This is a genomic window from Cohnella sp. GCM10012308 (assembly GCF_042649185.1).
GTDB lineage: Bacteria > Bacillota > Bacilli > Paenibacillales > Paenibacillaceae > Cohnella.
In genome coordinates, this window is the sequence record NZ_JBHRYU010000003.1 from 292897 (window position 1) to 317271 (window position 24375).

Below are 24375 nucleotides of genomic sequence, written 5' to 3' on the forward strand. Positions count from 1 at the left end.
ACTTATCGCGCATTCAAAGCTTTGGCTTCCCAAGCGCATGTCTCCGGCTTGACGCCGTCGAACGTCCGCTCGGCCGTCTCGCCCGGCAGCAGCACAAATCCGTCGTCCAGCGGACGCACCACCGGCATGCAATCGTCCGCGCTCGGAATGCCGGCCACGCGCACCCACAGCGCCGCCGTCTCCCCGGCATTCGCGACCGTTACGACCGTGCTTCCGTCCCGCTCGGCGACCGTCCACGTCAGCTTCGTCTCCGGCCCTTCAACGAGCGGCGCCAGCGGCGGACGCTCCCCGTCTCCTTGCACCGAGAAAACATATTCGTTGTCCGCGCTCAAACCGCCGTCCTTCGTACCTTCGAGCCGCAGCCGGATGATAAACATACCGGCCTCCGGAACAACGAATGCCAACTCGCCCACCCTCGTTGTCAGCCCCTCAGCTTCTCCCAATGCCCACTCGCCTTGCGCAAGCAAGCTGCCGTCTGGCGTATAGGCGGTCCATTTCACCGTCAGATGCTCCTGGTCCAGCCCCTCGCCCTCGTCGGTCACATGAGCAGTCGCGCTAAACGCTTCTCCGGCCCGCCAGCACAGCCCCTCATGCGCCAGCGATACATGCCGGTTGCGGTTGGCCTTGGCCACCCAGCCGTACGCCAGCTTCGGATCGCCGAAGTAGTCGACCGCGCTCGTGCACGAGACGTTGGGATACGGCTCGTTGAACTGCCAGAGCAAGCTCCCGCTGCAGTGCGGCGCCCGCCGCCGGTTCGCCTCGACCGCGTACCGGATGCCCTCGGCCTGCAGCCACTGCGCGGCCATCGCCATCTGCTCGAGCGAATCCCAGCCGCCCCCGAACAATGCGGCGAGCTGGCCGTCCATGTTCCAATACTCATAGCCGTGGAGCAGCCACGCGATGGACTGGCTCTGCCCCGGATCGAGCAGCTCCGGAGGCAGAAACCGCCGCATGCTCTCCATCGAGGCGAACCCGTCGCCGCCATACTCGCTGTGCAGCAGCGCGTCGCTCGTGTTGTAGAGCCGATAATGGTCCGCGGCGCCCGCATATTTCCACGGCCCGTGCACGTCGTACTGGATCCCCTTCCCGTTATGCTGCCGATCGAGGAAAAAGGTCGGCCCCGACGACGAACTCGGCAGGAACAGCCGCGACGAATCGAGATCCGACACCAGATCGCGGAGCAGGCGGAGATTGGGATGCTTGTCGGTGAGCGGCACGAGCCGCGCGTCCAGATGGCCGCCTTCGGTGAGCTCGTTGCCGCCGCACCAGATCGCCAGCGACGGATGGTTGCGCTTCTCGCGGATGACCTGCCGCATCGTCGCCGACACGAGATGGAGGAAGGACGGGGAAGCCGCCGGCTCGTTGTTGAAACCCGAGCTGGACTGCATCATCTCCTGCCAGATCAGAATGCCGAATTCGTCGCACAGTTCGTAGAACAGCTCCCGCTCGATCAGTCCGCCGCCCCAGACGCGGAGCATGTTGACGTTGGCGCGCCGCGCCAGCGTCAGCCTGTGCCGGAGCTGCGCCTCGTGCGCTCTGCCGTACAGTTGATCCTGCGGCACCCAGTTCCAGCCCTTGATGTAAATCGGACGGTCGTTGACCGCCACCGTATAGGGCAGCGCGTCCGCCGGGGCGCCCGGGTTGGCGCGGAAGGAGAGCGTGCGGAAGCCTGCAGCGCATTCGAAAACATCCGAACGCGCCCACGCATCGTCTTCCCGGATCGCCTCCAGCTCCACCTTGACCCGGTACAACGGCTGCTCCCCGTATCCATTGGGCCACCACAACCGTACGTCCTCCAGTCTCATGCCCTGCCGGACCGTCTGCAGCCCCCTTACGGCGGTTCCTTCCGTCTCCGTCGCAGCCGCAAGCCTGCCCCCAGGATCGTACACTTCCGTGCGGATCCGGTATCGGCCCGTCCGCTCGCTGTCCACGACCGCGCGCACCTCGACCGTTCCGCCATCTGCCGTCCTGCCGCCCGCAGAACCAGACACCACACGATCGGTCTCCGTCTTTCCGGCCCCCGCCGCATCAGGCACCGCCTCGACCGCAACGTCGTCCAGCACGCACCACTCCGCGATGTCCAGCACGACCGGCTTCCACAGTCCGACATGCACGAGCCGCGGGCAGAAATCCCACCTATACCCGAACCTGCTCTTAAGATGATCCACCCGGTCCGTATGGCCGAGCTGCGCGACGCCGTCGGGCGACTTCTCCAGCACGACGACCAGCTTGTTCTCCTCGCCGTAGCGCAGCGCGTCCGACAGCTCGAAGACGCCCGGCGTGAACATTCCCGCATGCGCCCCCAGCCCTTCGCCGTTCAGCAGCACGCGGGCCGAATAATCGACGCCTTCCAGCACGAGCCGGACCCGCTTGCCCCGCCAGGCCTCGTCGGCGACGAACGAAGTGCGGTACAGCCAGTCCCGCTCGTTGACCCATTCGCAGGCTGGCGCGTTCGCGCCGTAGTAAGGGTCGGGCAGCAGGCCCGCGCGATGAAGCTCCCAGTGCACGCTGCTCGGCACCTCGACCGGGATCCAGGGCACGACGCCCCGCAGCTCCAGGTTCAGCTCCATACTGCGTCCGAATGCCCAGAAGCCGGGGTACGATCCTGTCAGCTCCCAGCCGTCCTTCAATGCCATTTTCATGTCGTATCCGCCTTCCTCTGACAGAAAAAAGCGGACGGGAGGGATCTCCTCCTATCCGCTTCCTTCCAAGCCCTATTTGAATTCGCTCATCGACTTGACGCGTTCGTTCACGATATCGCGCCCGCCGTTTTTCTCGAACGCTTCGAGCATCTCCTTCGTGACCTTGCGCGCTTCTTCTTCGGACTTGGCGTATACGGCCTTCGCGGTCCATTTATCCAGCTCCGACCACATCGAACCCCACTTCTGCTGCTCGATCGGTCCGGCCGGCACCAGTTGGTACGACAGCGGCAGCGGCTCGCCGACGGAAGGCGCCCATACTTCGGTTCCGAGCTTGGATTCCTCGGTTCTCGGGTTCGCCTCGACGCTTGGAATCGGGATGATCCTGAGGATGTTGTATGCGTCGAGCCCCGTGCGCTGCAGGAACGTGTTGTTGAGCTCCGCGCTTTCCTTGTTCGCTTCGTCCGTCTTCTCCAGCAAGCCTTCGGCGTTTTTGACGTAATACTTGCCTTCTTCGCCGTACCTCAGCATCTGGGTGCCTTCCGGCGAAGCGCTCCAGTTCAGGAATTCCATCAAGCGCTCGACGTTCGCGGGATCCTTGGCGAACTTGGCGGAGATGACGAGCGAGTTGAACGAGCGGTCACTCGGATTCGCGTAGACGGGCTGGACGGACGAGCCCGTCACGGTCAGCGGAGGCGCCGGCACGAAGCGCGTCTCCGGGCTGTTTGCCTTGAGCGCCTTGTTTACGGTGTCCATGTCCCAATAGATGCGTACCGAGTAACCGACGCGGCCGGAGGACAGCTTCTCCATGTACTGATCGGATTGCTGCGTGAGCATCTCGGGATCGAGCAGGCCTTCGCGGTACAGCTTGTTCATGAACACCATGTAGCCTTCAATGTCCGGATTCGTAAATTGGTAGCTGTCCAGCTTCCCGTCTTCGCCGAACTTCACCCAACTCTTCGTCCAGGCGTCTGCGATATATTGGCGGAAGACGTCGAAGGTCGCAGGAATGATCTTCTTGCCGTTAACGTCCGGGATCTTGTCTTTGAACGCCTTCAATACTTCGTACAGCTCGTCGGTCGTCTTCGGCGCGGACATGCCGACCTGCTTCAGCCAGTCCCCCCGCACGATCGGGCCGACATCGGCCAGCTGGACGCCCTTCTTCGCGGCGAGGTTGATCGGCAGCACGTACATCTTGCCGTCTTTGTCGCGATATACCGCGTCGTCATAGGCTTTGTCATGGTTGGCCAGCAGGTCGGGATACTTGGCCAGCCAGTCGTCGAGGGAGATGACCAGTCCCGACTCGCCCATCTTCTTCGCAATCTCGACGGCGCCTTCCACGTTCTCGAACTCCAGCACGTCCGGCACGTCGCCGCTCGCCAGCATCAGGTTCAGCTTGTCGAGCATCTTGTCCTTCTGCGGATCCGCGACCGCCTTGATGTCGACGTTCTTGTTCGCCTTCAGCCACGTATACATCTCGTTGTTGTCTTGCGGAATCACGTCGCGGGACAAGGAATGATACGTGAACTTAAGCGGCGCTTGCTGGGTCGGCTGGGCGGAGGCGGAAGCCGTCCCGGTCCCCGACGATGAAGATGCCGGAGCGCTCGACTGCGCATTGTTCTCTTTTCCGCTGCATGCGGCCAGCATGCTTACCGCCATGCAGGTTACGATGCCGACGGCCAATCCTTTTCTCGTTTTTTGCAAACTGTTCATCCCCTAATCTTGTGTTGGATTCATGCGGGACTGCTATTGTATATAAGCATCTCAGCCTTTGACGGAGCCTACCAGTACGCCCTTTACAAAGTATCTTTGCAGGAACGGGTAGAGACAGACAATAGGCAGGATGGTTACAACCAAAGTGGCCATTTTCACCGAATAGCTCGTGACCGTCTTCACGCTGTTCTGCGAGACGTTGGACAAGCTCCCGGCGATCAGCTGGGTTGAATCGTTCTCCCGGATAATCTTCATAAGCAGCGTCTGCAGCGGCACGAGCTGCGGGTCCTGGACGTACACCGTCCCCGAGAACCAGTCGTTCCAGTGCCCCACCGCGATGAACAGGGAGATCGTCGCGAAGATCGGCAGCGAGAGCGGCACGACAATCCGGAAAAAGACGGTCAGATCGTTCGCGCCGTCCAGCTTCGCCGACTCCTCCAGGCTCGGCGGCAGCTGCTGGAAAAACGTGCGGAATAAAATGATGTTCCAGGCCTGGTAGAGACTCGGGACGATGTACACCCAGACGGTATTCAAAAGGTGAAGATCCTTCAGCAGCAAGTAGGACGGGATGAGTCCGCCGCTGAAGAACATGGTGAACAGAATCAGGACGTTGACGGCCTGCCTGACCCGCAGATGGCGCTTGGACAGTCCGTAGGCCATGACGGCGGTCATAAAAAGCGAGAAGATCGTGCCGACGACGGTTCGTATAATCGTGATGCGGTAAGCGTTGATAATCTCCGACCTGGCGAAAATAACCTCGTAGTTGTTCCAGGTGGCGATGCGGGGCCAGAAGTAAATGCCGCCGCGCAGCGAGTCGATGCCGTCGTTAAAGCTCAGCATCAGAATGCGCCAGAACGGGAATATGATCGAAAAGCTCAATACGAGCAGGAGACCGTAATTGACGACGGAGAACATGCGCTGACCTTTGCTGAGCCTCATACGACCCCCTCCTCTCCGAGCAGTTTGACGACCATGTTGACCAGGAGCAGCATGATCAGCCCGACGACGGACTTGAACAGGCCGACGGCGGTGGCGATCGAATAGTTCGCTTTGAAAATCCCCGTCGTCATGACATAGGTATCGATAATCTCCGCGCGCTCCATCACGGCCGGATTCTGCATGACGTAGATCTGGTCGAAGCCCGCGTTCAGGATGCTGCCGACCGACAGGATGAACAGGATGACGATCGCGCCGCGAATGCCGGGAAGCGTGATGTGCCAGGTCTGCCGCCAGCGGTTGGCGCCGTCCATCACGGATGCCTCGTACAGCTCGGCATCGACGCCCGACAGCGCGGCCAGATAGATGATCGATCCCCAGCCGATGCCCTTCCATATATCCGAGGCGACGACCAGGCCCCAGAAGTACCCCGGCTTGCCGAACCAGAAGATCGGCTCGTGGATCAGCCCGATTTTCATCAGCAGCGTGTTGACGATGCCGCCCTGATCGACGGTGAGCAGCTCGTACCAGATGCCCGACACGACGACCCACGAGACGAAGAAGGGCAGGTAGGAGATCGTCTGCGTCAGCCGCTTGAACGCCCTTGTGCGCACCTCGTTCAGCATCAGCGCCAGAATGATCGGCGCAGGAAAGCCGATGACGAGCTTGAGCAGGCTGATGGCGATCGTGTTGATCATAATGGAATTGAAGTTGTAATCGTTGAAGAAGTCCTTGAAGTACTTGAGGCCCACCCATTCGCTGTCGAACACGCCTTTGACGATGTCGTAATCCTTGAAGGCGATCAGCAGGCCGTACATCGGTTGATAACAAAATATGAGAAACCAGATGACGCCCGGGATCACGAACAGGTACAGATAGCGGTCGTTCCATATTTCCTTGCGCATGCCAAAACCCCTTTATGCCATTCTGTGAACGCTTCCATGGCCTTTAGTTTACGGCGTGGGCATGGCCTTGAAAATCAAGGATTCTACAGAAAAAAGCAAAAATTATACGATAGGTGCGGCGTATCGTATCTTTATAGAAAAATGCAGTTTTTCTGTAGAATCGCCTATGTTTTGTTGCGGCAAGATGCGTTATAGTCCGCCTTGTAAGCGCTTTTAAAAAATGAAGGAGTGGTGAACGTTGCTCTCGAAACGCCCTATTCACAAGCTTGTCCATGTCCTGCTCTGCTTGATCGTTATACTGCCTATGCTCGGGGGACTCGAGCGGCCGAAGGCCGCCGAGGCCGCGCCGCTCGGCTCGCAGCTGTACGTGTTCGACCTCCAGCAATACCCCGATCCTCAGCGCCGGGCGGACGGCTTCGATATCCAGACGTTCGTCGGCACGCTGCAGGGCATCGTGAACCAGAAGGGGCCGCGCCTCTACGTACGCAACTATAATACGTCCCCCGCGCTCCCGTACGTGACGAACACCGATACCGCGGCCATCAATACCTACTGGCTGGACAAGTTCACCCAGAAGGGGCAATGGCTGAGCGAGGCGATCATCACGCCTGTCGCCGGCACGGATATCTACGACGCGCTCGTCAATCTCGTCACGATCTTCGCCGGCGATCTGAACGGGCTGATCGTATGGGATCCGAACGTGATGGCGACCGTCAACGTCGCGACGACGATGGCCGGCGTGAAGCGCGCCCCGATCGTCATGTCCGGCGGTACCTTGTACCAGCGGCTGACGACAACCGGCGGCATGTCGGTGAGCACGGGCTGCCCGGCTGCCCCGTTGACCGGCCCTTGCGATCTGACGGGCAAATTTGCGGGCGCCAACGCAAAAACGGATGCCTACCTGTGGGCAAAAGCGGCCTATCTGGACACGGGGCTCGTCAATCCGGGGCTGCTCGATTATATCGAGGACAGCTTCAGCAGCCAGCCGAACAGCACGAGCGCCCTCAACTACGGCGTGTCCCGTGACTACGTCGTCAAGAACAAGGGCTTTGCCTTCGACTTGTCCGTGTGGCCGGACGAGAAGCCGAACGACGCGCCCGAGCAGACGCTGGGCAACGATCTGTCCGTCTTTAAGAGCATCCTGTCCTCTTCCTACAATCAGTACGGGAAGTACTGGCCGATCGAGATCGTCGGCTTCTTCCCGTGGTGGGACAAGTACTCGACCTTCCAGTCCCGCGGGACGCACAGCGAGGTGGACGGCGAATGGAAGCTGGCCGAGATCATCTCCGGCTACAACGCGCAGATGTCGAGCATCATGGATACGCTCGGCTACATGAACGCGTCCTTCCACAGCTGGGCGCCCGTCGGCAAGCAGCTCGCCAATCCGCCCGCCGCGCCGGCCAGGACGACGCTCGCGAACAAGACGTACGTGCTCTTCTATATGGGAGACCACGACGGCGGCACGGCGCACCAGACCTTGCCTTACTTATGGGAGGACAAGCAGCGGGGCACGGTCCCGCTGGCCTGGGGCATCGTCCCCAATATGACGGTCGATTACCCCGATATCGCCCAGTACCTGTACGATACGGCCACGCCCAACGACTACTTCGTCGCCGGCGCATCCGGGGCGGGCTATGCCAATCCGACGCTCCTGCCGGACGCGGGCATCTGGCAGCAGTGGAACGAGCTGATGTACAAAAAGGCGGGCTACACGATGTCCGGCTTCGTGCTGAACGGCAACGGCGGCACGCTCTCCAATGCGGTAGAGAAGCTGTATTCCAACTTCAGCGCCGACGGCATCAACGGCTGGGACGGCCAGCTGTCCGGCACCGTTCCGGCCGTGCGCAACGGCAACATGGCGGTGGGCGAGATGTACGGCATGGGCAACGCCGACGTGAACGGCACCGCGCTCGGCCTCGAGGGCCTTGCCGCCGCCAAGTTTACGGGATTGGGCGGCGCGCCGAACTTCCTCGTCGTCCGCTCCGCGTTCGCCATGCCGTCCTTTATCAACAAGGTGTATGCGAAAATGAAGGCGGATCAGCCCGGCTACCAGTTCGAAGCGGTCGATCCGTATTCCTTTTTCTCGCTGATCCGTCAAGCCAAACGAGGCGTCGCGGACGACGGCATCGTGCTGTCGTCCGACATGCCGGACCGGATGGTCGCCGGCCAGGACTACGATGTCTCCGTCACCGTCCGCAACGTCGGCAGCACGACCTGGGTGCCGACCGGCACGAATCCGTTCAAGCTCGGCGACTTTACGGGCAGCGCGTTCGCGTGGAAAAATCCGGCCGCTCCGTCGCTCATCGAGTCTCCGGGTACGATCGGCAGCCAGCGTATCCTGCTGAATCCGGGCGAGAGCATCGCGCCGCAGGGGACGAAGACGTTCCGCTTCCAGGTGACGGCGCCTTCGACGCCGGGCGTCGCCCAGTTCCAGGCGCAGATGGTGAAGGAGGGCGCCGCCTGGCTGGGCAGCCTCTACTCGCACCCGGTCACGGTCGTAGCCGCCAGCGGGGATCAAGGCATCGTCACTGCCGTGACTGCGCCGGCCGAGCTTGCGGAAGGCGCGACTGGCACGGTGACGGTCACCGTCAAAAACGTCGGCAGCACCACCTGGACGGCAGCAGGCAATATTCGTCTGGCCGCGCTGTCCAAGGGACTGCAGCACAAGCTGTGGACGCCTAATTCCGTGATCTGGGGCGGCTTCGGTTCATCGGGCGGCTATAGCAGCTCCGAGAGCGATCAGCGCGCCTACCTGGGCGCCTCCGACGCGATCGCCCCCGGGCAGAGCAAGACGTTCTCGTTCACCGTCGCGGCGCCGGCCAAGCGCGGCAAGTACGTGCTGTCCGGCCAGATGGTGCACGACGGGACCGGCTTCTTCGGCAGCGCGTTCGAGAAGGAGATTAACGTCGTGCCATCGGGACGCATCGGCAAGGACGCCGCCGCAGTGGCGTCGACGGTGCCGGCTTATATGGCGCCCGGGGAGACCCGGCGGGTCACGGTCAGCGTCAAAAACGTCGGCACCGAGACCTGGACCGCAGCCAATTTGTATAGGCTCGCCGCAAAAACGTCGGGGCCGGCCAACGAATTCGCCTTCGGCGGCTTCGCGGACGGCGGCTACAGCAACAGCCTCGTCGACCAGCGAGCCTACCTGAACGCCGCCCGCCCGGTCGCGCCCGAGGGCAGCCAGTCGTTCACGTTCAACATCACCGCGCCTTCCACGCCGGGCGCGCATGTCCTGGCGCTCGATATGGTCCGGGACGGCGACGCCTTCTTCAACAAGCCGATTACCTACACGATTACGGTCGGCAGCGGGGACAACGCCGCAGTCGTCGCTCATACCGTGCCGCTGACGATGTCGCAAGGCTCGACCAAGCGAATCTCCGTGGAATTCCGCAACGCCGGAAGCACGGTATGGTCGGCCGCCGATCAGTATCAGTTGATCACGACCGCCAACAACAAGTTCAAGATCGTCGACTTCGGCCAGGACGGCGGCACGGGCACGCTGCCCGGCGCGCAGCGCGTCTCGATGGGGGCGGGCCTGCAGATCGGACAGGGCGCGCGCTATCAGTTCGAGACGTACGGCTTCGTCATCGAAGCGCCGACGACGGGCACCTCGGCCACGTTCGAGGTGCAGATGGCCAAGAACGGCGTGCCGTTCGGCGACAAGCTGACCTTGAACGTGGCGCTGACCGGCAGCTACGTGAAGCGCGTGAACGTCGGCAGCGCAGCCGCGTATACGGATTCTGCCGGCGCCGTCTGGTCGGCCGATCAGGCTTACGCTTCGGGCGCGTGGGGCTACTCAACGGGTACGACCGCCGTTACTGCCGGATCGGCGGTGACCGGGACCGGGTACGACGCCGCCTTGTATCAGACAGCGCGGTCGGGCAGCGCCTTTAACTACGCCTTCGACGTCGCCAGCGGCACCTATCAGGTCACGCTGCTCTTCGCCGAGCTGTCGGCGACCCAGTCCGGTCAGCGGACATTCAGGCTGCAGGCCGAGGGCGCTGACATCCTGTCCGGCTTCGATATGTACAAGATGTTCTCCGGCGCCAACAAGGGCAAGCCATACACCTTCGAGGTGCCGGTGACGGACGGACAGCTGAACCTGAACTTCGCGGGTCAGACCGGAAATGCCCAGGTGAACGGCATCGCGGTGATGCGAACGAAATAAGCGGCCCAATCGCGGTAAAAAACAAGCCTGCCTGCTTACCGGGTTTCCCGGTCGGCAGGCAGGCTTAGCTGTTGGCTGCGTCGATTATGGCTCGGAAGGCGGCGCATCGACGGCGGGAATCGTGATCGTGACGGTCGTCCCCCGGCCGGGCACGCTTTTAATTTTCACCCCGTACTCGCTGCCGTAGCTCAGTTGGATCTTCTCATGGACGTTGCGGATCCCGTAACCGCCCATGGCCAGGTATTGGCTTGGGATCGGGACGTCCTCCATGCCGGCGCCGTCGTCTTCGACCTCCAGCACGACCGTCCCTTCGGAGAGATAACCTCTGATCGTCACCGTCATCGGCCCCGGGCCGGATTGCACGCCGTGCAGAACGGCATTTTCGACGAACGGCTGCAGGATCAGCTTGGGCACGTACAAGCGAAGGATGTCGTCCGCCACCTCGTAGACTTCCCGGATCTCGTCCTCCAGACGGATCTTCTGGATGTTCATATAGGCCTGAACCTGCCGCACTTCCTCGGCGACGGTCAGATAGGGACGCCCGCTGTTGAGGGACAGCCTGTAAAAAGCGGACAGATTCTCGACCATCGAGACGATCTTCTCGTTCTCATGGTCCAGCGCCATCCAGTTGATCGTAGCGAGCGTATTGTAGAGAAAATGGGGATTGATCTGCGCCTGCAGCGCCTTCATCTCCGCTTCCCGCTGTATCTGCTGGCTCGCCGTCAGCTGCTCCACCAGCTCGCGGATCCGCCGCATCATACGGTTATAGTTTTGGGACAGCTTGTTGATCTCGTCCCTGCCGTCGATGACCACGTGCGTATCGAGAGACAGGTCCGCCACCTGCTCCATCGTCCTGGAGAGGATCGAGATTCTTCTGGACAGCCGGCTGCCGATCGCGACGGCGATCAGGATCGAGATGACGATGCTGATCGAGGCGATGACGAACGTGAACTGCCTGACCGCATTAGCGTTGGAGAGCAGATTTTTCCGGGGCATCTCGCGAAAATAGGTCCACTCCGAGCGTTCTCCGCGCTTGAAGAGGATCAGGCTGTCCTTTCCGTCCTTGCGCAGGGTGAAGCTGCCCGACTCCATCCCCGCCATTTTTTCCAGATACACCGAATCCAGAGCTGCCTGCGTGCCCGCTCCCGGCGACAGGCTGTCGAAGATCACGCCGTCTTGCTGGTCCGCCACGAAGAACCGGTCTCCTGCCTGCTCCCCCGTCACCTGCGTCTCCCCGAACAGCGCTTCGTAACGGATATACATTTCAAGCACGCCGACGAGCGACTCGAAATTCAAAATGATCGGCTTCACGACCGCCAGCTTCGTCAGCGGCACGGGCTGCTCCGGCCCGGTGCTGTAACGCCGCTGGATCACTTCGTCCGTCACGAACCAGATCTTCGTCTGGGACAGCCGGATATAGTCGTTCACCGTCCGCTTGCCGTCCCAGGCCAGATACTTCTTGTACCACCAGGTATCCAGAATTCGCTGCTCGTCCAGCAGCTTCCCGCTAACCTCCGGCAACGTGTCGTTGGATTTGAAGATCAGCAGGTCCAGCACGTTGTTGGTCAGGTCGGTCTCTTTGATGGAGTAGGCTTGCGAGATCGTATTGAGAAATTCGTACGAGAAATCGGCCGGAGAACCGTAATTATGGGACAGCGCCAGCGTAATTTCTTTGTTGTTGGCGATTTGATTGAGCAATTCGTAATAGGTGTTCAGCTTGTCCTCGATGTTCAGCTCGAACTGCTCCAGCGTCTGCGCGTAGGATACGGTCGCCTGCTTGAAGATGTATTTCTCGATCTTCGTGTAAGAGAACGTGCCTGCCGACAAGACGGCAAAGACGATGAGCAGGCCGTAGCTGAAAATCATTTTGTACTTCAGGCTCATGCCGCTCCTGCTCATGCGTTCCCGCTCTCCGCATAGCCGACTTCCCTGAATTCCTTGGGGCTGACGCCGAACATGCCCTTGAAGACGGAGCTGAAGTACGACGTATTGTTAAAGCCCGTCTGCTCCGCGACCTCGTAAATCTTGCAGCGCGTGCCGATCAAGAGCGCCTTGGCTTGCTTCATCCGGACCTTGGTCAGATAGTCGATGATGCTCTCGCCGACGTTTTCCTTGAAGATATTGCATATATAATTCGGCGTCAGAAAAACCTTCTTAGCCAGCTCTTCGATGGTGATCGGCTCTCCGTAGCGGTTGTCGAGCACGTCAAGGATCGTATCGACCACGTCGGCGTGCTTGCGCGAGCGTTTGCCGTAAACGTGCGTGGCAAGCGTCGTCAATGCTTCCGTCAGCCACTCGCGGGCCTCGGGAACGGTATCGAAGGCGGCGACGGATTCCCACAGCAGCGCGTTCTCCCCGAAGACGGCGTCGATCTGCACGTTCATGGCGAACGCCTGCTTGTAGATGTCGCTGACGATCTGAAAGCCGAACGAGCGGAGCGCATGCGCCCCGATCCCCGCGGAATAGGGGATATGACGGAGAATCTCGTCGAGCTGCTCGGCAATCCTCGCTTGCTGTCCCGTCCCGACGTCCGCCATCAATCGCTCCACGGCCCCGGCCAGACTGGCGGGCGGCAGCGTGTCGGCGTCGAAGTCCGCATAGCGGATCGTGCTGCCTTTTCCCAGGTAGAACTTCTGTCTGGAAGCCGCCTCCGCCTCCCGATAACCGTCCTCCAACTCGGCGAACGTCCGCTTGACGCCGCTTGCGCTGATCGTCGCCCGGCGAGGGAATCTGCTGTGCAGACAGGTCCGCAGCGCCTCCAGCTGAAGCGACAGCGCCTGTTCGTCCGGAGATTCGTGGAAAAGGAGCGCGATCAGCTCATCCTCCCCGGACAGAAACGCCATCCCCCGGTTGCCGGGAGCGAGCAGCTCCGACAGGTCGCGCTGTAGCTCCAGCATCAGCAGCTGGTGCGCCGTCCGCGATACGTCCTCCTTCGGGATATCCTCCAATTGGATGAGCACCACGCTGCAACCGCTTTCAGGTATGGAAAACGAAAGCGTCTGCGCGCGATTGGCTATGGTGTCCTCATGCCGCAAGCGTCCGAATAGCAGATCCTTGGCAAACTTGTCCAGAAGCAGCGGCCGGCTCTCCTCCAGCTGCCGATGCATCGCGGCCAGATCGGCCTCGGACCGGCGATGCTGCTCGAGCTGGATTGCCAGCTTCCCCAGCTTCTCCGCCAGCTGCCGGATGTTGATCGGCTTGAGCATGAAGGAATACGCATTCAGCTCGATCGCCGCCCGGGCGTATTCGAATTCGTCGTACCCGCTGATGATCATGATCTGGAGTTCGGGGTACAGCTCCCGCGCGCTGGCGCACAGCTCCAGTCCGCCCATGCCGGGCATGCGGATGTCGGTGATCAGAATGTCCGCGCCCTGAAGCTCCATGAGCGCCAGCGCCTCGCGGCCGTCCTTCGCGCAGCCCGCCAGCTCCAGCTGCAGCTCCTGCCAGGGGATGTGCCGGGCGATGCCCTCCCGCTGTATTTTCTCGTCATCCGCGACGACGACTTTGAGCATACGGACTCCCTCTTTCTCTTGGTGTCTTCCTCACAGTGTAGCATGCGTCCCTGGCGATGCCTACGATGGCTTGCCGACGAATGACGCGGTCGTATCACCTCCATTGTGGAGGGTGGCCGCTTGCATCGTAATGCAGAATTCTACACGAAATCATCGGGATTCTATAAAAGTAGGAGACTGCGCGCCGGCAATGACTATTCCTCGGCAGGGAATGCGCGCCAGCAGAGACTGCCCGGCCGCAAGCCTCTACCGCGGCCTCGTTGTCCCGCTATCCAGTGGAAGTTCGTCCCGGTTCCCGTTATGATGAAAAAAACGAAGCAAGCCGAGGAGGTTCGAACGCCGCCGTGTCACCCAGAAATCCGGCCAGAGACAGACAACTGCGCGAGGCCCGCACCAGCCAGATTCTCGATTCTGCGCTGACGGTCATCGCGAGGCGCGGACTGTCCGGCACGAAGGTGGCGGACATCGCCGAGACCGCCGGCGTCAGTGTCGGCAACGTCTATAAATATTTCGTCTCGAAGGAAGAGATCTTCGAGGCGCTCGTTCACCGCGGACAGCAGCAATACCGCGATTTTGTCGAAGAAGCGCTGGCGCTGTCCGGCTCGCCGGTGGACAAGCTCGTCTGGTACACCGAGCAGTGGATCGCCAAGCGGGAATGGGCGATCACCATCCTGCTCCAGTACGCGCGCACCTCCGAGGCCGTGCCGGCCCGCCTCAAGCAGGCGGTCAGCGCCAAGTTCATCGACAACCTCAGGCCGATGGCGGCCATTATCGAGCAGGGGCAGTCGGCGGGCGACATGGTGCCCGGCGATCCGATGGAGCTGGCGCTGATCTACGTCTCCCTGATGGAGGGTCTCTCGCTGCACGATATCCCCGATACGCCCGAGCTGACTTCCGGCACCGCGGACCTCGCGCTGCGGCTGCTGCTGCGGAGCATTAGGCGGAGGTTGTGAGATGCGGCTGCTGCTGTGGGATTATCCGGCGTGGAATACAATGGCGGACGGCGATCTTCGGCGGCCGCTACGAGAATCTTCGGCGGGGTTCGCAATCTTCGGCTGCTCCTGCGAGAATCTATTCGCGGCTCTGATGCCGCTTTTTTTATATTCGTTAATCCTTGTTGACTTATCGGATATATTGATTTAATCTGTTCACATGATGAACAATTATTCACTTTGTTAAAAGGATGGTTGAGCAGCGTGAACCTGTTCTGGTTTATTCCGACCTATGGCGACGGACGTTATATCGGCACCGATATCGGCGCGCGGAACGCGACGCTTTCCTACTACCGGCAGGTCGCGATGGCGGCCGACGATCTCGGCTTCGAAGGCGTGCTGCTGCCTACCGGCCGCTCCTGCGAGGATTCGTGGGTGCTGGCCTCCATGCTCGTGCCCGATACCGAGCGGCTCAAGTTTCTTATCGCGGTGCGTCCCGGCCTCATGTCCCCGGCGCTCGCGGCTCGAATGGCCTCGAGCTTCGACCGGCACTCGCGTGGACGGCTGCTCATCAACGTCGTTGCCGGCGGCGACCCCGAGGAGCTGGCGGCAGACGGCATCTTCCTCGGACACGACGAGCGGTACGCCTTGACGGACGAGTTCATGACGGCCTGGCGCGCCCTGCTCCGGCAGGAGCGGGTCGAGCTGGACGGGGAACATATCCGGCTGCATGACGCGTACAACTTCTATCCGCCGTTCCAGTCCCCGCATCCGCCCGTCTACTTCGGCGGCTCTTCGCCAGCCGCCATCGACGTCGCCGCCAAGCACGCGGACGTCTACCTGACCTGGGGCGAGCCGCCCGAGCAAGCGCGGGAGAAGATCGAGCGGGTCCGTGCCCGCGCTGCCGCGGAAAATCGCACCGTACGCTTCGGCATGCGCCTGCACGTCATCGTCAGAGAAACGGAAGACGAGGCGTGGGCAGCCGCGGACGCGCTCATCCGCCATCTGGACGACGACACGATCGCGAGAGCCCAGCAGGTATACGCGCGCATGGACTCCCACGGCCAGCAGCGGATGACGGGCCTGCACGGAGGCGACCGGTCCCGGCTCGTCGTCGGCCCCAACCTGTGGGCGGGCATCGGACTCGTGCGCGGCGGCGCCGGCACCGCGCTGGTCGGCTCGGCCGACAACGTCGCTGCCCGTATGCGGGAATACGCCGAGCTGGGCATCGAGACGTTTATTCTGTCGGGCTACCCGCATCTCGAGGAAGCCCATCGCACGGCCGAGCTGCTCTTCCCTCGGCTGCGGCCCGAAGGGACGCATGCCGCCAGCACATCAGCCGCCCGCGGCGAGATTATGGCTTATCACTATACGCCGGGCAAGTGAGATGCCCGGCTCTCGAACAGACGCCCCTTCGGAACGCCGGCTGCATGCCGGCATTCGAAGGGGCGTAATTGTTATGCGCGGGGATGGCGGGTGGGATGGACGCGGGGACGGAGTTGCACAATTACTGTGCACGATGTGCGGTAGACACAGGGTTGGGTGAGCGCAAGGTGCGTAGATGCACCATTATGGTGCACGGTGCGCGGTAGACGCGGGGTTGGACGGGCGCAAGGCGCGTAGATGCATCATTATGGTGCACGGTGCGCGGTAGACGCGGGGTTGGACGGGCGCTAGGCGCGTAGATGCACCATTATGGTGCACGATGCGCGGTAGACGCGGGGTTGGGTGAGCGCAAGGCGCGTAGATGCACCATTATGGTGCACGATGCGCGGTAGACGCGGGGTTGAACGGGCGAAGGGTGCGTAGATGCACCATTTTGGTGCACGGTGTGCGGTAGACGCGGGGTTGGACGGGCGAAGGGTGCGTAGATGCACCATTATGGTGCACGGTGCGCGGTAGACGCGGGGTTGGACGGGCGCAAGGCGCGTAGATGCACCATTATGGTGCACGGTGCGCGGGGAGACAAGGGGCTAGACGGGCGAAGGGACCGCAGATGCACCATTATGGTGCACGGTGCGCAGCAGTCGCGGGACGAACCGAGTGCCAGCGGGCATATTCGCGCTCAAGAGGATTCCAACGCACAAACGCCCCTTCGGAGCGCCGGCTGCAAGCCGGCTTCCAAGGGGCGTTTGTCGTCTCAATGGCGGTCCAGGCGCCGCAACAAATATTCGCGCTCCGCGGCGTAGTCCGGCTGCTGCCGCAGCTTGGACACGCTGTCCGCGCCGCCGCTGAGCGGGTTCGGCTTGTCGGTGCCGATCCGGGCCGGCGCGCCGTTCAGCACGATGATGCGCGTCCCGAGATACAGCGCTTCGTCGACGTCGTGCGTGATAAAGAAGAAGGTGCGGCGCTTCTGCCGCCAGAGCGACTTGACCAGTGTCTGCAGATGCTCCCGGGTGATCGCGTCGAGCGCCCCGAACGGCTCATCCATCAGGACGATCTTCGGATCCGCCGCCAGCGTGCGGGCGATCGCCGCGCGCTGCTTCATGCCGCCCGACAGCTGATAGGGCAGCTGATGGCCCGCTTCGGACAGGCCCACCTGGGCCAGCGCCTCGGCCGCAATCTCCTCGCGCTCTCTTTTCCCGGCCCCGCGCATCCGCAACCCGAACTCGGCATTGCGCCTGACCGTGAGCCACGGGAACAGGTTGGCATGCTGGAAGACGACGCCGACCTCCGGGACGGGCTTGCCGCCCGCGGCGCCCAGCATCTCCACGCTCCCCGCTTCCGCACGCTCGTAGCCGGCCAGCAGGCGCAGCAGCGACGTCTTGCCGCTGCCGGAGGCGCCGAGGACCACGACGAACTCCCCGTCCGCGATGTCCAGCGAGAGGTCCGCCAGCACTTTTTTGCGCTTGTCGCCCCGTCCGTACGCCAGATCGACGTTCCGGACGGAGACGGCCGCCGGCGCGCGCGGCACCATTTCTTCGCCGACCTCTGGCGCCTCACGCGCGATGTCCAGTACGCTGCTCATGTCGCTCACGCTCCTAACGCAGTATAGCCTCCTGGTAGACCGACAGCTCCGGCGCGCTTTGAATCTGCTTCTGCTCGACCAGGAACTCCCCGGTCTGCTTCAGCACGTCGGCGAAGCCGCTCTTGTCCTTCTCCGCGCCCAAATACTTGGCGTCCGCCTGCTCCTCCGAGGTCAGCCAGATGAGCTGCTTCGTCTGCGCGAGCGCGTCGTCCTTGTCCGTGCTCAGCACCGGCGCCAGCGCCTCGGCAACCGTGTCCGGATGCGCCCGGTACTCCTCGACCGCATCGTCCAGCACGCCGACGTATTGCTTCACGAAATCGGGATAATCCTTCGCGAACTTGTCGCGCACGATGCCCACGTCGGCCGTGATCGCGCCCTGCTCGGACAGCGTCTTGGCCGAGATGACGACGCTGCCGTCGTCGGCCGTAAGCTTCGCCAGCACCGGATTCCATACGAATGCCGCATCGATGTCCTTGCGCTGCCAGGCGGCGAGAATATCCTGCGGCTGCAAGTCCAGCACCGTCACCTTCTGCAGGTCGACGCCGCCCAGCTTCAAGGCGGACAGCAAGCTGAAGTGAGCGGTAGAGCCAAACGGCGTAGCCACCTTCTTGCCTTCCAGATCCTTGACGCCCTTGATCTCCGAAGCGTTGCGCACGGCCAGCGACTCGGCGTCGCCGATGATGTCGTGCAGGAAATAAACCTTATAGGCGAGCTTGTTCGCGATCCCGATCGAGACGGGCACGGAACCTGCAAGCCCGAGGTCGATGCTGCCCGACGCAACCGCGGTATTGACGTCGCGGCCCGAATCGAACTGCTTCCAATTAATCTTCGTGTCGGGAAACGCCTTTTCCGCGAGCCCCTGCGTCTTCACGAACAGCTCCGCGTTCGGGATAACCTGGTAGCCGATCGTAACTTCCTTCGGCAGCGAGCCGCCGCTTTTCTCTTCTCCGCAGCCGCTCAGCGCCACAGCAAGCAGCATGACGGACGCAGCGAGAACCATACGTTTTTTTCTTTTGAACATGGCGACTAACCTCTCCCTTTTCCCCAATTGATCCTATTAGACATCCTTGCCGATCCACGGCACCCAGGCGCGCTCCAGCCAGCGGATAGAGGCGTCCAGCAGCACCGCGATGATCCCCATGAGAATAATGCCTGCGAAAATAACGTCGCTGCGCAAAAACTTGCTCGCATCGAGCACCATCCAGCCGAGCCCCGACTCCGCCGCCACCATCTCCGCGGCCACCAGCGTCGTATACGTCATACCGAGCGCGGTGCGAACGCCTGTGAAAATATCCGGCAGGCAGGACGGCAGAATCACGTGCGCGAACAGCCTGCCGCCGGATGCGCCGAGCGAGCGGGCGCCGTTGATCCGGTCCTGCGGTATGCGGGCGACGCCGGACGCGACTGCGATGTACAGCGGCGCGAACCCGGCCAGCGCCAGCAGCGCGATCTTGGAGGCGTCGCCGATCCCGAGCCAGAGTACGAGCAGCGTGTAGTAGGCGAGCGGCGGCAGCGGCCGGTAGAACTCGATGAACGGCTCGGCCAGCGCGCGGATCCGGGCGGAATAACCGCTGACGAGCCCGAGCGGGATCGCCGTCGCCAGCACGATCGCGAACGCCGTGCCGAGACGCGCAAGACTGGCGCCGATATGGCTCGGCAGCGAGCTGCCCTTGTACCCATCCCGGGCAATCTCCAGAAAGGCTTGCCATACGGAAGCGGGTGCGGGTACGAAGAGCGGATTGATCCAAGCCAACGCCGTCAAGCCCCACCACAGGATCACCGCAGCCGCGACCGCCGCGACGGAGATACGCCAGTGACGCGTGAACATGGCGGGGATCCCTCCTTTTTCGGATACGTGCTAATCTAGTGCCAACCTTAAGCAAATCTCAAGTAGAAGAGCGAATATACACAAAAGAACCCCTTGGCCGCGTACACCGTCACATCTGACAAAAGGGGATCTCCGGCTTTCCGGTCGATCGTTTTACAGCATGAATATATATTCACCATTCAAAATAGAGGTTACCAGCAAATTCCTACTTAGTCAATTGGAATTTTAAGATTTAGAAATTCAATTCATGAATTGGTTTTTCCTATTAGTCAACGCCCGTATTTGCCCTTATCATTACTATTAATCCGACTTCACAGACTGGAATTATGTATTTTAAATTTCGAGGGGGATTCGAATATGGCAAAGAACAGACAACTTAAGCTGGGCGCAGTGCTGCACGGCGTTGGATCGAGCATGTCGGCGTGGCGGCATCCAGACGTTCCTTCGGACGCGAGCATCAACTGGCCTCGTTATCTGGAGCAGGCGCAGCTGGCCGAGCAAGGCAAATTCGACTTTATCTTCATCGCCGACGGCCTCACCATCAGCGAAAAGTCGATTCCGCACTTCCTGAACCGTTTCGAGCCGTTGACGCTGCTGTCCTCGCTTGGCGCAGTGACTTCCCGGATCGGGCTCGTCGGCACGCTGTCCACCTCGTATAGCGAGCCCTTCACCGTCGCCCGCCAGTTCGCCTCGCTGGACCATATCTCCGGCGGACGCGCAGGGTGGAACGTCGTCACCTCGCCGGGCGAAGCGACCGCGGCCAACTTCAATAAAGGCGAACATCCCGATCACAGCAAACGCTACAAGCTCGCCGCCGAGTATCTGGAGGTGGCCAAGGGGCTGTGGGACTCGTGGGAGGACGATGCCTTCGTCCGCAACAAGGAGAGCGGCGTCTTCTTCGATCCCGACAAGCTGCATCGCCTGGATCACAAGGGAGAGTTCTTCTCCGTCGAAGGTCCGCTGAACATCGCGCGCTCCAAGCAGGGCCGTCCGATCGTGTTCCAGGCCGGATCGTCGGAGCCCGGACGCGACCTGGCCGCGAGGACGGCGGACTCAGTCTTCACCGGACACGAGACGATCGAGGAAGCCCAGGAATTTTACGCCGACGTGAAGCGCAGAGCTGCCGAGTATGGACGCTCGCCGGACGAAATTCTGATCTTCCCGGGCATCGGGCCGATCGTCGGCGCCACGGACGAAGAGGCCGACCGCCGTTACGAAGAAGTCGCCTCCCTCGCTTCGGTAGAGGATGCGCTGCTGTACCTTGGACGCTTTTTCGACCATCACGATTTCTCCGCGTATCCGCTTGACGAGCCGTTTCCCGACATCGGCGATCTCGGGACCAACAGCTTCCGCAGCACGACGGACCGGATCAAGCAGAAAGCCAAAGAAAACGGCTGGACGCTCCGCCAAGTCGCGCTCCGCACGATGACGCCCAAGGGCCCGTTCGTCGGCACGCCAGGGAAGGTCGCGGACCGGCTGGCGCAATGGTTCGAAGGAAGCGCCGCGGACGGCTTCATCGTCGGCGAAGCCGTGCCGGGCGGGTTCGCGGACTTCGTCGAGCACGTCGTGCCGCTGCTTCAGGCGCGGGGACTATATCGCTCGGAATACGAGCAGGATACGCTCCGGGGCAACCTGGGCCTGCCGTTTCCGGTCAATCGCTATGCCGCGCAGGTCGCGGTCCGTTCTTAAATTCATATCAATTTAAAAATACGGGAGGATTCTTCGATGTACAGCACGCATCGCTCGTTCAAATGGACTTCTATCCTGCTTGCGGTCTCGCTCGCGCTGACGCTGGCGCTTGCCGCTTGCGGCAACAACAATAACAACAACGGCGGCGGCCAGGCCGCTGCCGGAGATGCGAGCCCCAGCGCCGCCTCTCCATCCGCTTCGCAAGCGGACGGTTCGCCTTCCGCCGCCGCGCAAGGCGGCGAGCTGACCTATGCGCTCGCCACCTCGCCCGACACGCTCGATCCGCAGCGCAGCGGCCTCGCGGTCGCCGTCCGCGTCATCCGCACCATTTACGACAACCTCGTCGTCAAGCTGCCCGACAACACCATCAAGCCTTGGCTCGCCACCGAATGGACCGAGTCCGAAGACGGTCTGAGCTATACGTTCAAGCTGCGCCAGGACGTCAAGTTCCAGGACGGCACGCCGTTCAACGCGGAAGCCGTGAAGTACAACTATGACCGCATTCTCGACCCGGCCACGAAGGCAGCCAACGCAAGCGCGCTGCTGAAGCCCTTCAAATCGGCGGAGGTCATCGACGAATACACGGTCAAGCTGAACCTGGAGACGCCTTCGCGCGCCTTCCTCGGCAACCTGAGCCAGGCGCTCCTCGGCATCGTATCCCCGACGGCCGCGAAGAAGTACGGCGATCAATTCGGCAAAAATCCGGTCGGCACGGGGCCGTTCAAGTTCGTCAAGTGGGAAGAAAACGCCGAGATTACGGTCGAGCGGAACCCCGATTATGCCTGGGCGCCTGAGATCGTCGACAACAAAGGCGCGCCTTACCTCGACCGCGTAACCTTCAAGATCGCGCCGGAGGAAGCGACCCGAATCGGCAGCGTCCAGAGCGGCCAGGTGCTGGCGGCCGAGACCGTGCCTCCGCAGAACATCGTCTCGCTGAAGAGCAATCCGGACTTCCAGGTGCTGCAGGCCAATACGATCGGCCTTCCTTATACGCTTTTCATCAATCAGGAGCACGCGCCATGGGGAGAAACCAAGGCCCGCCAGGCGCTGCAATACGGCATCGACATCGGCGCCATCGTCAAAACGCTGTACCTCGGCACTTACGATCAAGCCTGGTCCGCGCTGACGCCGGGCGTACTCGGTTACGACGCATCGCTGGAGAACGCCGTTCAACCGGACGTAGACAAGGCGAACGCGCTGCTTGACGAGATCGGTTGGAAAAAGGGCTCGGACGGCATCCGCGAAAAGGACGGCAAGAAGCTCACGCTGCGTTACGTCGACGGCTCGCCGAACCGCGAGAAGCGCAACGATATCGCCGCCATTATCCAGCAGCAGCTTAAGAAGATCGGCATCGACACCGAAGTCGTCATTACGAAAGACATCCTGACCGAGGTATACACCAACAGCAACTACGACCTCTACGGCAACAGCCAGGTCAACGGGGATCCGAACGCGCTGTCGGCCTTCTATCACACGGCGCCGAAGGGCGCGCTCGGCAACCTGTCCAAAGTTTCCGATCCGGAGATCGATCAATGGCTGGAGCAAGGCGCCTTGGAAAAAGACGATACAAAACGCGCCGAGCTGTATAAAAAAGTGCAGCAGCGCATCAAGGACGAGGCGATCATCCTCCCGATCTACGTATTCCCGTATACGGTGGCGGCCTCCAAGTCCGTACAGGGTCTGAAGTTCGACCTGCTGGGCTATCCGCTGTTCAACGACGTCAGCCTGGCCAAGTAAACGGAAGGGAAGGGGTAACAAACGATGCTCAAAGCCGTGACCGGACGCATACTCTCCTCCCTCCTCGTCATCGTCGGCTCGTCCGCGCTCGTGTTCGTCATCATGTACCTGCTGCCGGGGGACCCGGTAGCAAGCATGATCGACGTCTCCAACGCCTCTCCCGAGACGATCGCGAACCTCCGTCACCAGCTCGGAATCGACCGCCCCTTCCTGCTGCAGCTTGCCGATTACTTCGGCAAGCTGCTTCGCGGCGACTTCGGCCAATCCGTGCTGAACTCGGAGCCCGTACTGCCCAAGATCGCGAAGCACTTCCCCGCGACGCTCGCCCTGGCGGCGTGCAGTGCCGCCGTGTCGATCATCGTCGGCGTGCTCCTCGGCGTCTTGTCGGCGATCCACCGCAACAAGCCGATCGACCTGATCGCCCGGATCGTGGGACTGCTCGGCATCTCGATGCCCGCCTTCTGGACCGGCATCCTGCTGCTGCTCATCTTCTCCATCCGGCTCGGATGGTTCCCGGCGATGGGCTCGCACGGCTGGCGGACGCTCGTACTGCCTGCACTCACGCTCGGCCTGATCGGCGCGGGCTTCATCGTCCGCATGGTCCGCAACAGCATGCTCGAGGTGATCGGCGACGCCTTCGTCGTCACGCTGCGCGCCAAAGGCTTGTCGGAGCGCGCCGTCATGTACCGGCATGCGCTGCGCAACGCGCTCATTCCCGCCGTCACGATGATCGGCGTGCTGGCCGGCGAGATGCTGGCGGGCACCGTCGTCATAGAGACGGTGTTCTCCAGGCAGGGCATCGGCCGTATTATCGCGGACGCCATCATGGCCAAGGATCTGCCGGTCGTGCAGGGCGTCATCCTGTTTTCCTCGCTCGTGTACGTCGTCGTGAACCTGCTCGTCGACTTGTCGTATGCGGTCATTGATCCGCGGGTGCGGCGGTCGGCTTAGGGCGGCGGAGTGTGACGGCGGAGCGCGGTGGCAGAGCGCGGTGGCGGAGCGCGGCGGCGGAGCGCGGTGGCAGAGCGCGGTGGCGGAGCGCGGCGGTGGAGCGCGGTGGCAGAGCGCGGTGGCGGAGCGCGGCGGCGTGATTCTGCGTCAGACGTGCAAGCTTGCAGGTACGGCACGGATGGGGCAAGCGCGACGGCGTAAAGATGCGGCGGACGTGCAAACTCGCGACTACGGCCCGGATGGCCCACGCGCGGTGGCACAGGTATGACGACGCGGCGGCCGAGCGTATGGCGATAGTTGCTAAAAGGCCGTTAATCCGGCGCTCCCCCTCTCATTTCGACGATTAGTTGTCAAAAGGCAGTTGTTTCGTTCGTTGTGCCCCTCTTCGTGCGAA

Annotated in this window: 16 protein-coding genes; 7 read left to right on the top strand and 9 right to left on the bottom strand. The window is 61.8% G+C overall.

The features are described 5' to 3' along the window. Positions 1–2: 2 nt before the first annotated feature. From ACFOTD_RS06600 to ACFOTD_RS06615, 4 genes are all read right to left on the bottom strand, one after another. The gene (locus ACFOTD_RS06600) at positions 3–2642 is read right to left on the bottom strand and encodes a glycoside hydrolase family 2 protein (protein WP_378116928.1); all 2640 of its coding nucleotides are present in this window, start codon (positions 2640–2642) and stop codon (positions 3–5) included. Positions 2643–2714: 72 nt separating this feature from the next. Next, positions 2715–4343 (bottom strand): type 2 periplasmic-binding domain-containing protein, encoded by a 1629-nt coding sequence (locus ACFOTD_RS06605; protein ID WP_378116930.1) that lies wholly within the window; start codon positions 4341–4343, stop codon positions 2715–2717. 60 nt (positions 4344–4403) lie between these two features. Beyond that, a complete protein-coding gene (locus ACFOTD_RS06610; RefSeq protein WP_378116933.1) occupies positions 4404–5291 on the bottom strand; it encodes a carbohydrate ABC transporter permease in 888 nt (295 codons plus the stop codon). Next, positions 5288–6193, bottom strand: coding sequence for an ABC transporter permease (locus tag ACFOTD_RS06615; RefSeq protein WP_378116935.1), 906 nt, complete (start codon positions 6191–6193; stop codon positions 5288–5290). The genes ACFOTD_RS06610 and ACFOTD_RS06615 overlap by 4 nt, the downstream gene beginning before the upstream one ends. A gap of 238 nt (positions 6194–6431) precedes the next feature. Between ACFOTD_RS06615 and ACFOTD_RS06620 the strand changes: the two genes are divergently transcribed. Beyond that, positions 6432–10364, top strand: a complete 3933-nt coding sequence (locus tag ACFOTD_RS06620; RefSeq protein ID WP_378116937.1) for a malectin domain-containing carbohydrate-binding protein — start codon at positions 6432–6434, stop codon at positions 10362–10364. A gap of 84 nt (positions 10365–10448) precedes the next feature. Here ACFOTD_RS06620 and ACFOTD_RS06625 read toward each other — a convergent pair whose 3' ends face one another. Together ACFOTD_RS06625 and ACFOTD_RS06630 are read right to left on the bottom strand one after the other, a co-directional pair. Then, on the bottom strand, positions 10449–12263 hold the full coding sequence (locus tag ACFOTD_RS06625; RefSeq protein ID WP_378116939.1) for a cache domain-containing sensor histidine kinase: 1815 nt from the start codon (positions 12261–12263) through the stop codon (positions 10449–10451). Continuing rightward, the gene (locus ACFOTD_RS06630) at positions 12260–13876 is read right to left on the bottom strand and encodes a response regulator (protein WP_378116941.1); all 1617 of its coding nucleotides are present in this window, start codon (positions 13874–13876) and stop codon (positions 12260–12262) included. Before ACFOTD_RS06630 ends, ACFOTD_RS06625 begins: the two co-directional genes overlap by 4 nt. Before the next feature lie 344 nt (positions 13877–14220). On the opposite strand from ACFOTD_RS06630, the gene ACFOTD_RS06635 reads away from it, so the two are divergent. Genes ACFOTD_RS06635 through ssuD form a run of 3 tightly spaced genes read left to right on the top strand, consistent with a single transcriptional unit; the run spans position 14221 to position 16194 of the window. Next, positions 14221–14829: a TetR/AcrR family transcriptional regulator gene (locus ACFOTD_RS06635; protein WP_378116943.1), complete on the top strand. Its 609-nt coding sequence runs from the start codon at positions 14221–14223 to the stop codon at positions 14827–14829. A 1-nt stretch (position 14830) separates the two neighbouring features. After that, the gene (locus ACFOTD_RS06640; RefSeq protein WP_378116945.1) at positions 14831–15019 is read left to right on the top strand and encodes a hypothetical protein; all 189 of its coding nucleotides are present in this window, start codon (positions 14831–14833) and stop codon (positions 15017–15019) included. 53 nt (positions 15020–15072) lie between these two features. After that, on the top strand, positions 15073–16194 hold the full coding sequence (gene ssuD, locus ACFOTD_RS06645) for an FMNH2-dependent alkanesulfonate monooxygenase (RefSeq protein ID WP_378116947.1): 1122 nt from the start codon (positions 15073–15075) through the stop codon (positions 16192–16194). Positions 16195–16948: 754 nt separating this feature from the next. Here the strand turns inward: ssuD and ACFOTD_RS06650 are convergent. Genes ACFOTD_RS06650 through ACFOTD_RS06660 form a run of 3 tightly spaced genes read right to left on the bottom strand, consistent with a single transcriptional unit; the run spans position 16949 to position 19604 of the window. Then, the gene (locus ACFOTD_RS06650) at positions 16949–17776 is read right to left on the bottom strand and encodes an ABC transporter ATP-binding protein (protein WP_378116949.1); all 828 of its coding nucleotides are present in this window, start codon (positions 17774–17776) and stop codon (positions 16949–16951) included. A 13-nt stretch (positions 17777–17789) separates the two neighbouring features. After that, complete coding sequence (locus tag ACFOTD_RS06655; RefSeq protein WP_378116951.1) at positions 17790–18797, bottom strand: taurine ABC transporter substrate-binding protein; 1008 nt, start codon at positions 18795–18797, stop codon at positions 17790–17792. A 36-nt stretch (positions 18798–18833) separates the two neighbouring features. Beyond that, the gene (locus ACFOTD_RS06660) at positions 18834–19604 is read right to left on the bottom strand and encodes an ABC transporter permease (protein WP_378116953.1); all 771 of its coding nucleotides are present in this window, start codon (positions 19602–19604) and stop codon (positions 18834–18836) included. Between the two features lie 357 nt (positions 19605–19961). Between ACFOTD_RS06660 and ACFOTD_RS06665 the strand changes: the two genes are divergently transcribed. The 3 genes from ACFOTD_RS06665 to ACFOTD_RS06675 are packed head-to-tail and all read left to right on the top strand — an operon-like array spanning position 19962 to position 23981. Then, on the top strand, positions 19962–21293 hold the full coding sequence (locus tag ACFOTD_RS06665) for an LLM class flavin-dependent oxidoreductase (protein ID WP_378116955.1): 1332 nt from the start codon (positions 19962–19964) through the stop codon (positions 21291–21293). A 36-nt stretch (positions 21294–21329) separates the two neighbouring features. Further along, entirely contained in the window at positions 21330–23030 is a 1701-nt protein-coding gene (locus ACFOTD_RS06670; RefSeq protein ID WP_378116957.1) for an ABC transporter substrate-binding protein, read from the top strand. 24 nt (positions 23031–23054) lie between these two features. Next, positions 23055–23981, top strand: coding sequence for an ABC transporter permease (locus ACFOTD_RS06675; RefSeq protein ID WP_378116959.1), 927 nt, complete (start codon positions 23055–23057; stop codon positions 23979–23981). The last annotated feature ends 394 nt before the right edge of the window (positions 23982–24375 follow it).

Coding starts and splice junctions, on each gene's coding strand:
- ACFOTD_RS06625 (WP_378116939.1), bottom strand. CDS start 12,263: ATGAGCAGGAGCGGCATGAGCCTGAAGTACAAAATGATTTTCAGCTAC.
- ACFOTD_RS06670 (WP_378116957.1), top strand. CDS start 21,330: ATGTACAGCACGCATCGCTCGTTCAAATGGACTTCTATCCTGCTTGCG.
- ACFOTD_RS06675 (WP_378116959.1), top strand. CDS start 23,055: ATGCTCAAAGCCGTGACCGGACGCATACTCTCCTCCCTCCTCGTCATC.
- ACFOTD_RS06640 (WP_378116945.1), top strand. CDS start 14,831: ATGCGGCTGCTGCTGTGGGATTATCCGGCGTGGAATACAATGGCGGAC.
- ACFOTD_RS06665 (WP_378116955.1), top strand. CDS start 19,962: ATGGCAAAGAACAGACAACTTAAGCTGGGCGCAGTGCTGCACGGCGTT.
- ACFOTD_RS06655 (WP_378116951.1), bottom strand. CDS start 18,797: ATGTTCAAAAGAAAAAAACGTATGGTTCTCGCTGCGTCCGTCATGCTG.
- ACFOTD_RS06600 (WP_378116928.1), bottom strand. CDS start 2,642: ATGAAAATGGCATTGAAGGACGGCTGGGAGCTGACAGGATCGTACCCC.
- ACFOTD_RS06650 (WP_378116949.1), bottom strand. CDS start 17,776: ATGAGCAGCGTACTGGACATCGCGCGTGAGGCGCCAGAGGTCGGCGAA.
- ACFOTD_RS06615 (WP_378116935.1), bottom strand. CDS start 6,193: ATGCGCAAGGAAATATGGAACGACCGCTATCTGTACCTGTTCGTGATC.
- ACFOTD_RS06610 (WP_378116933.1), bottom strand. CDS start 5,291: ATGAGGCTCAGCAAAGGTCAGCGCATGTTCTCCGTCGTCAATTACGGT.
- ACFOTD_RS06630 (WP_378116941.1), bottom strand. CDS start 13,876: ATGCTCAAAGTCGTCGTCGCGGATGACGAGAAAATACAGCGGGAGGGC.
- ACFOTD_RS06660 (WP_378116953.1), bottom strand. CDS start 19,604: ATGTTCACGCGTCACTGGCGTATCTCCGTCGCGGCGGTCGCGGCTGCG.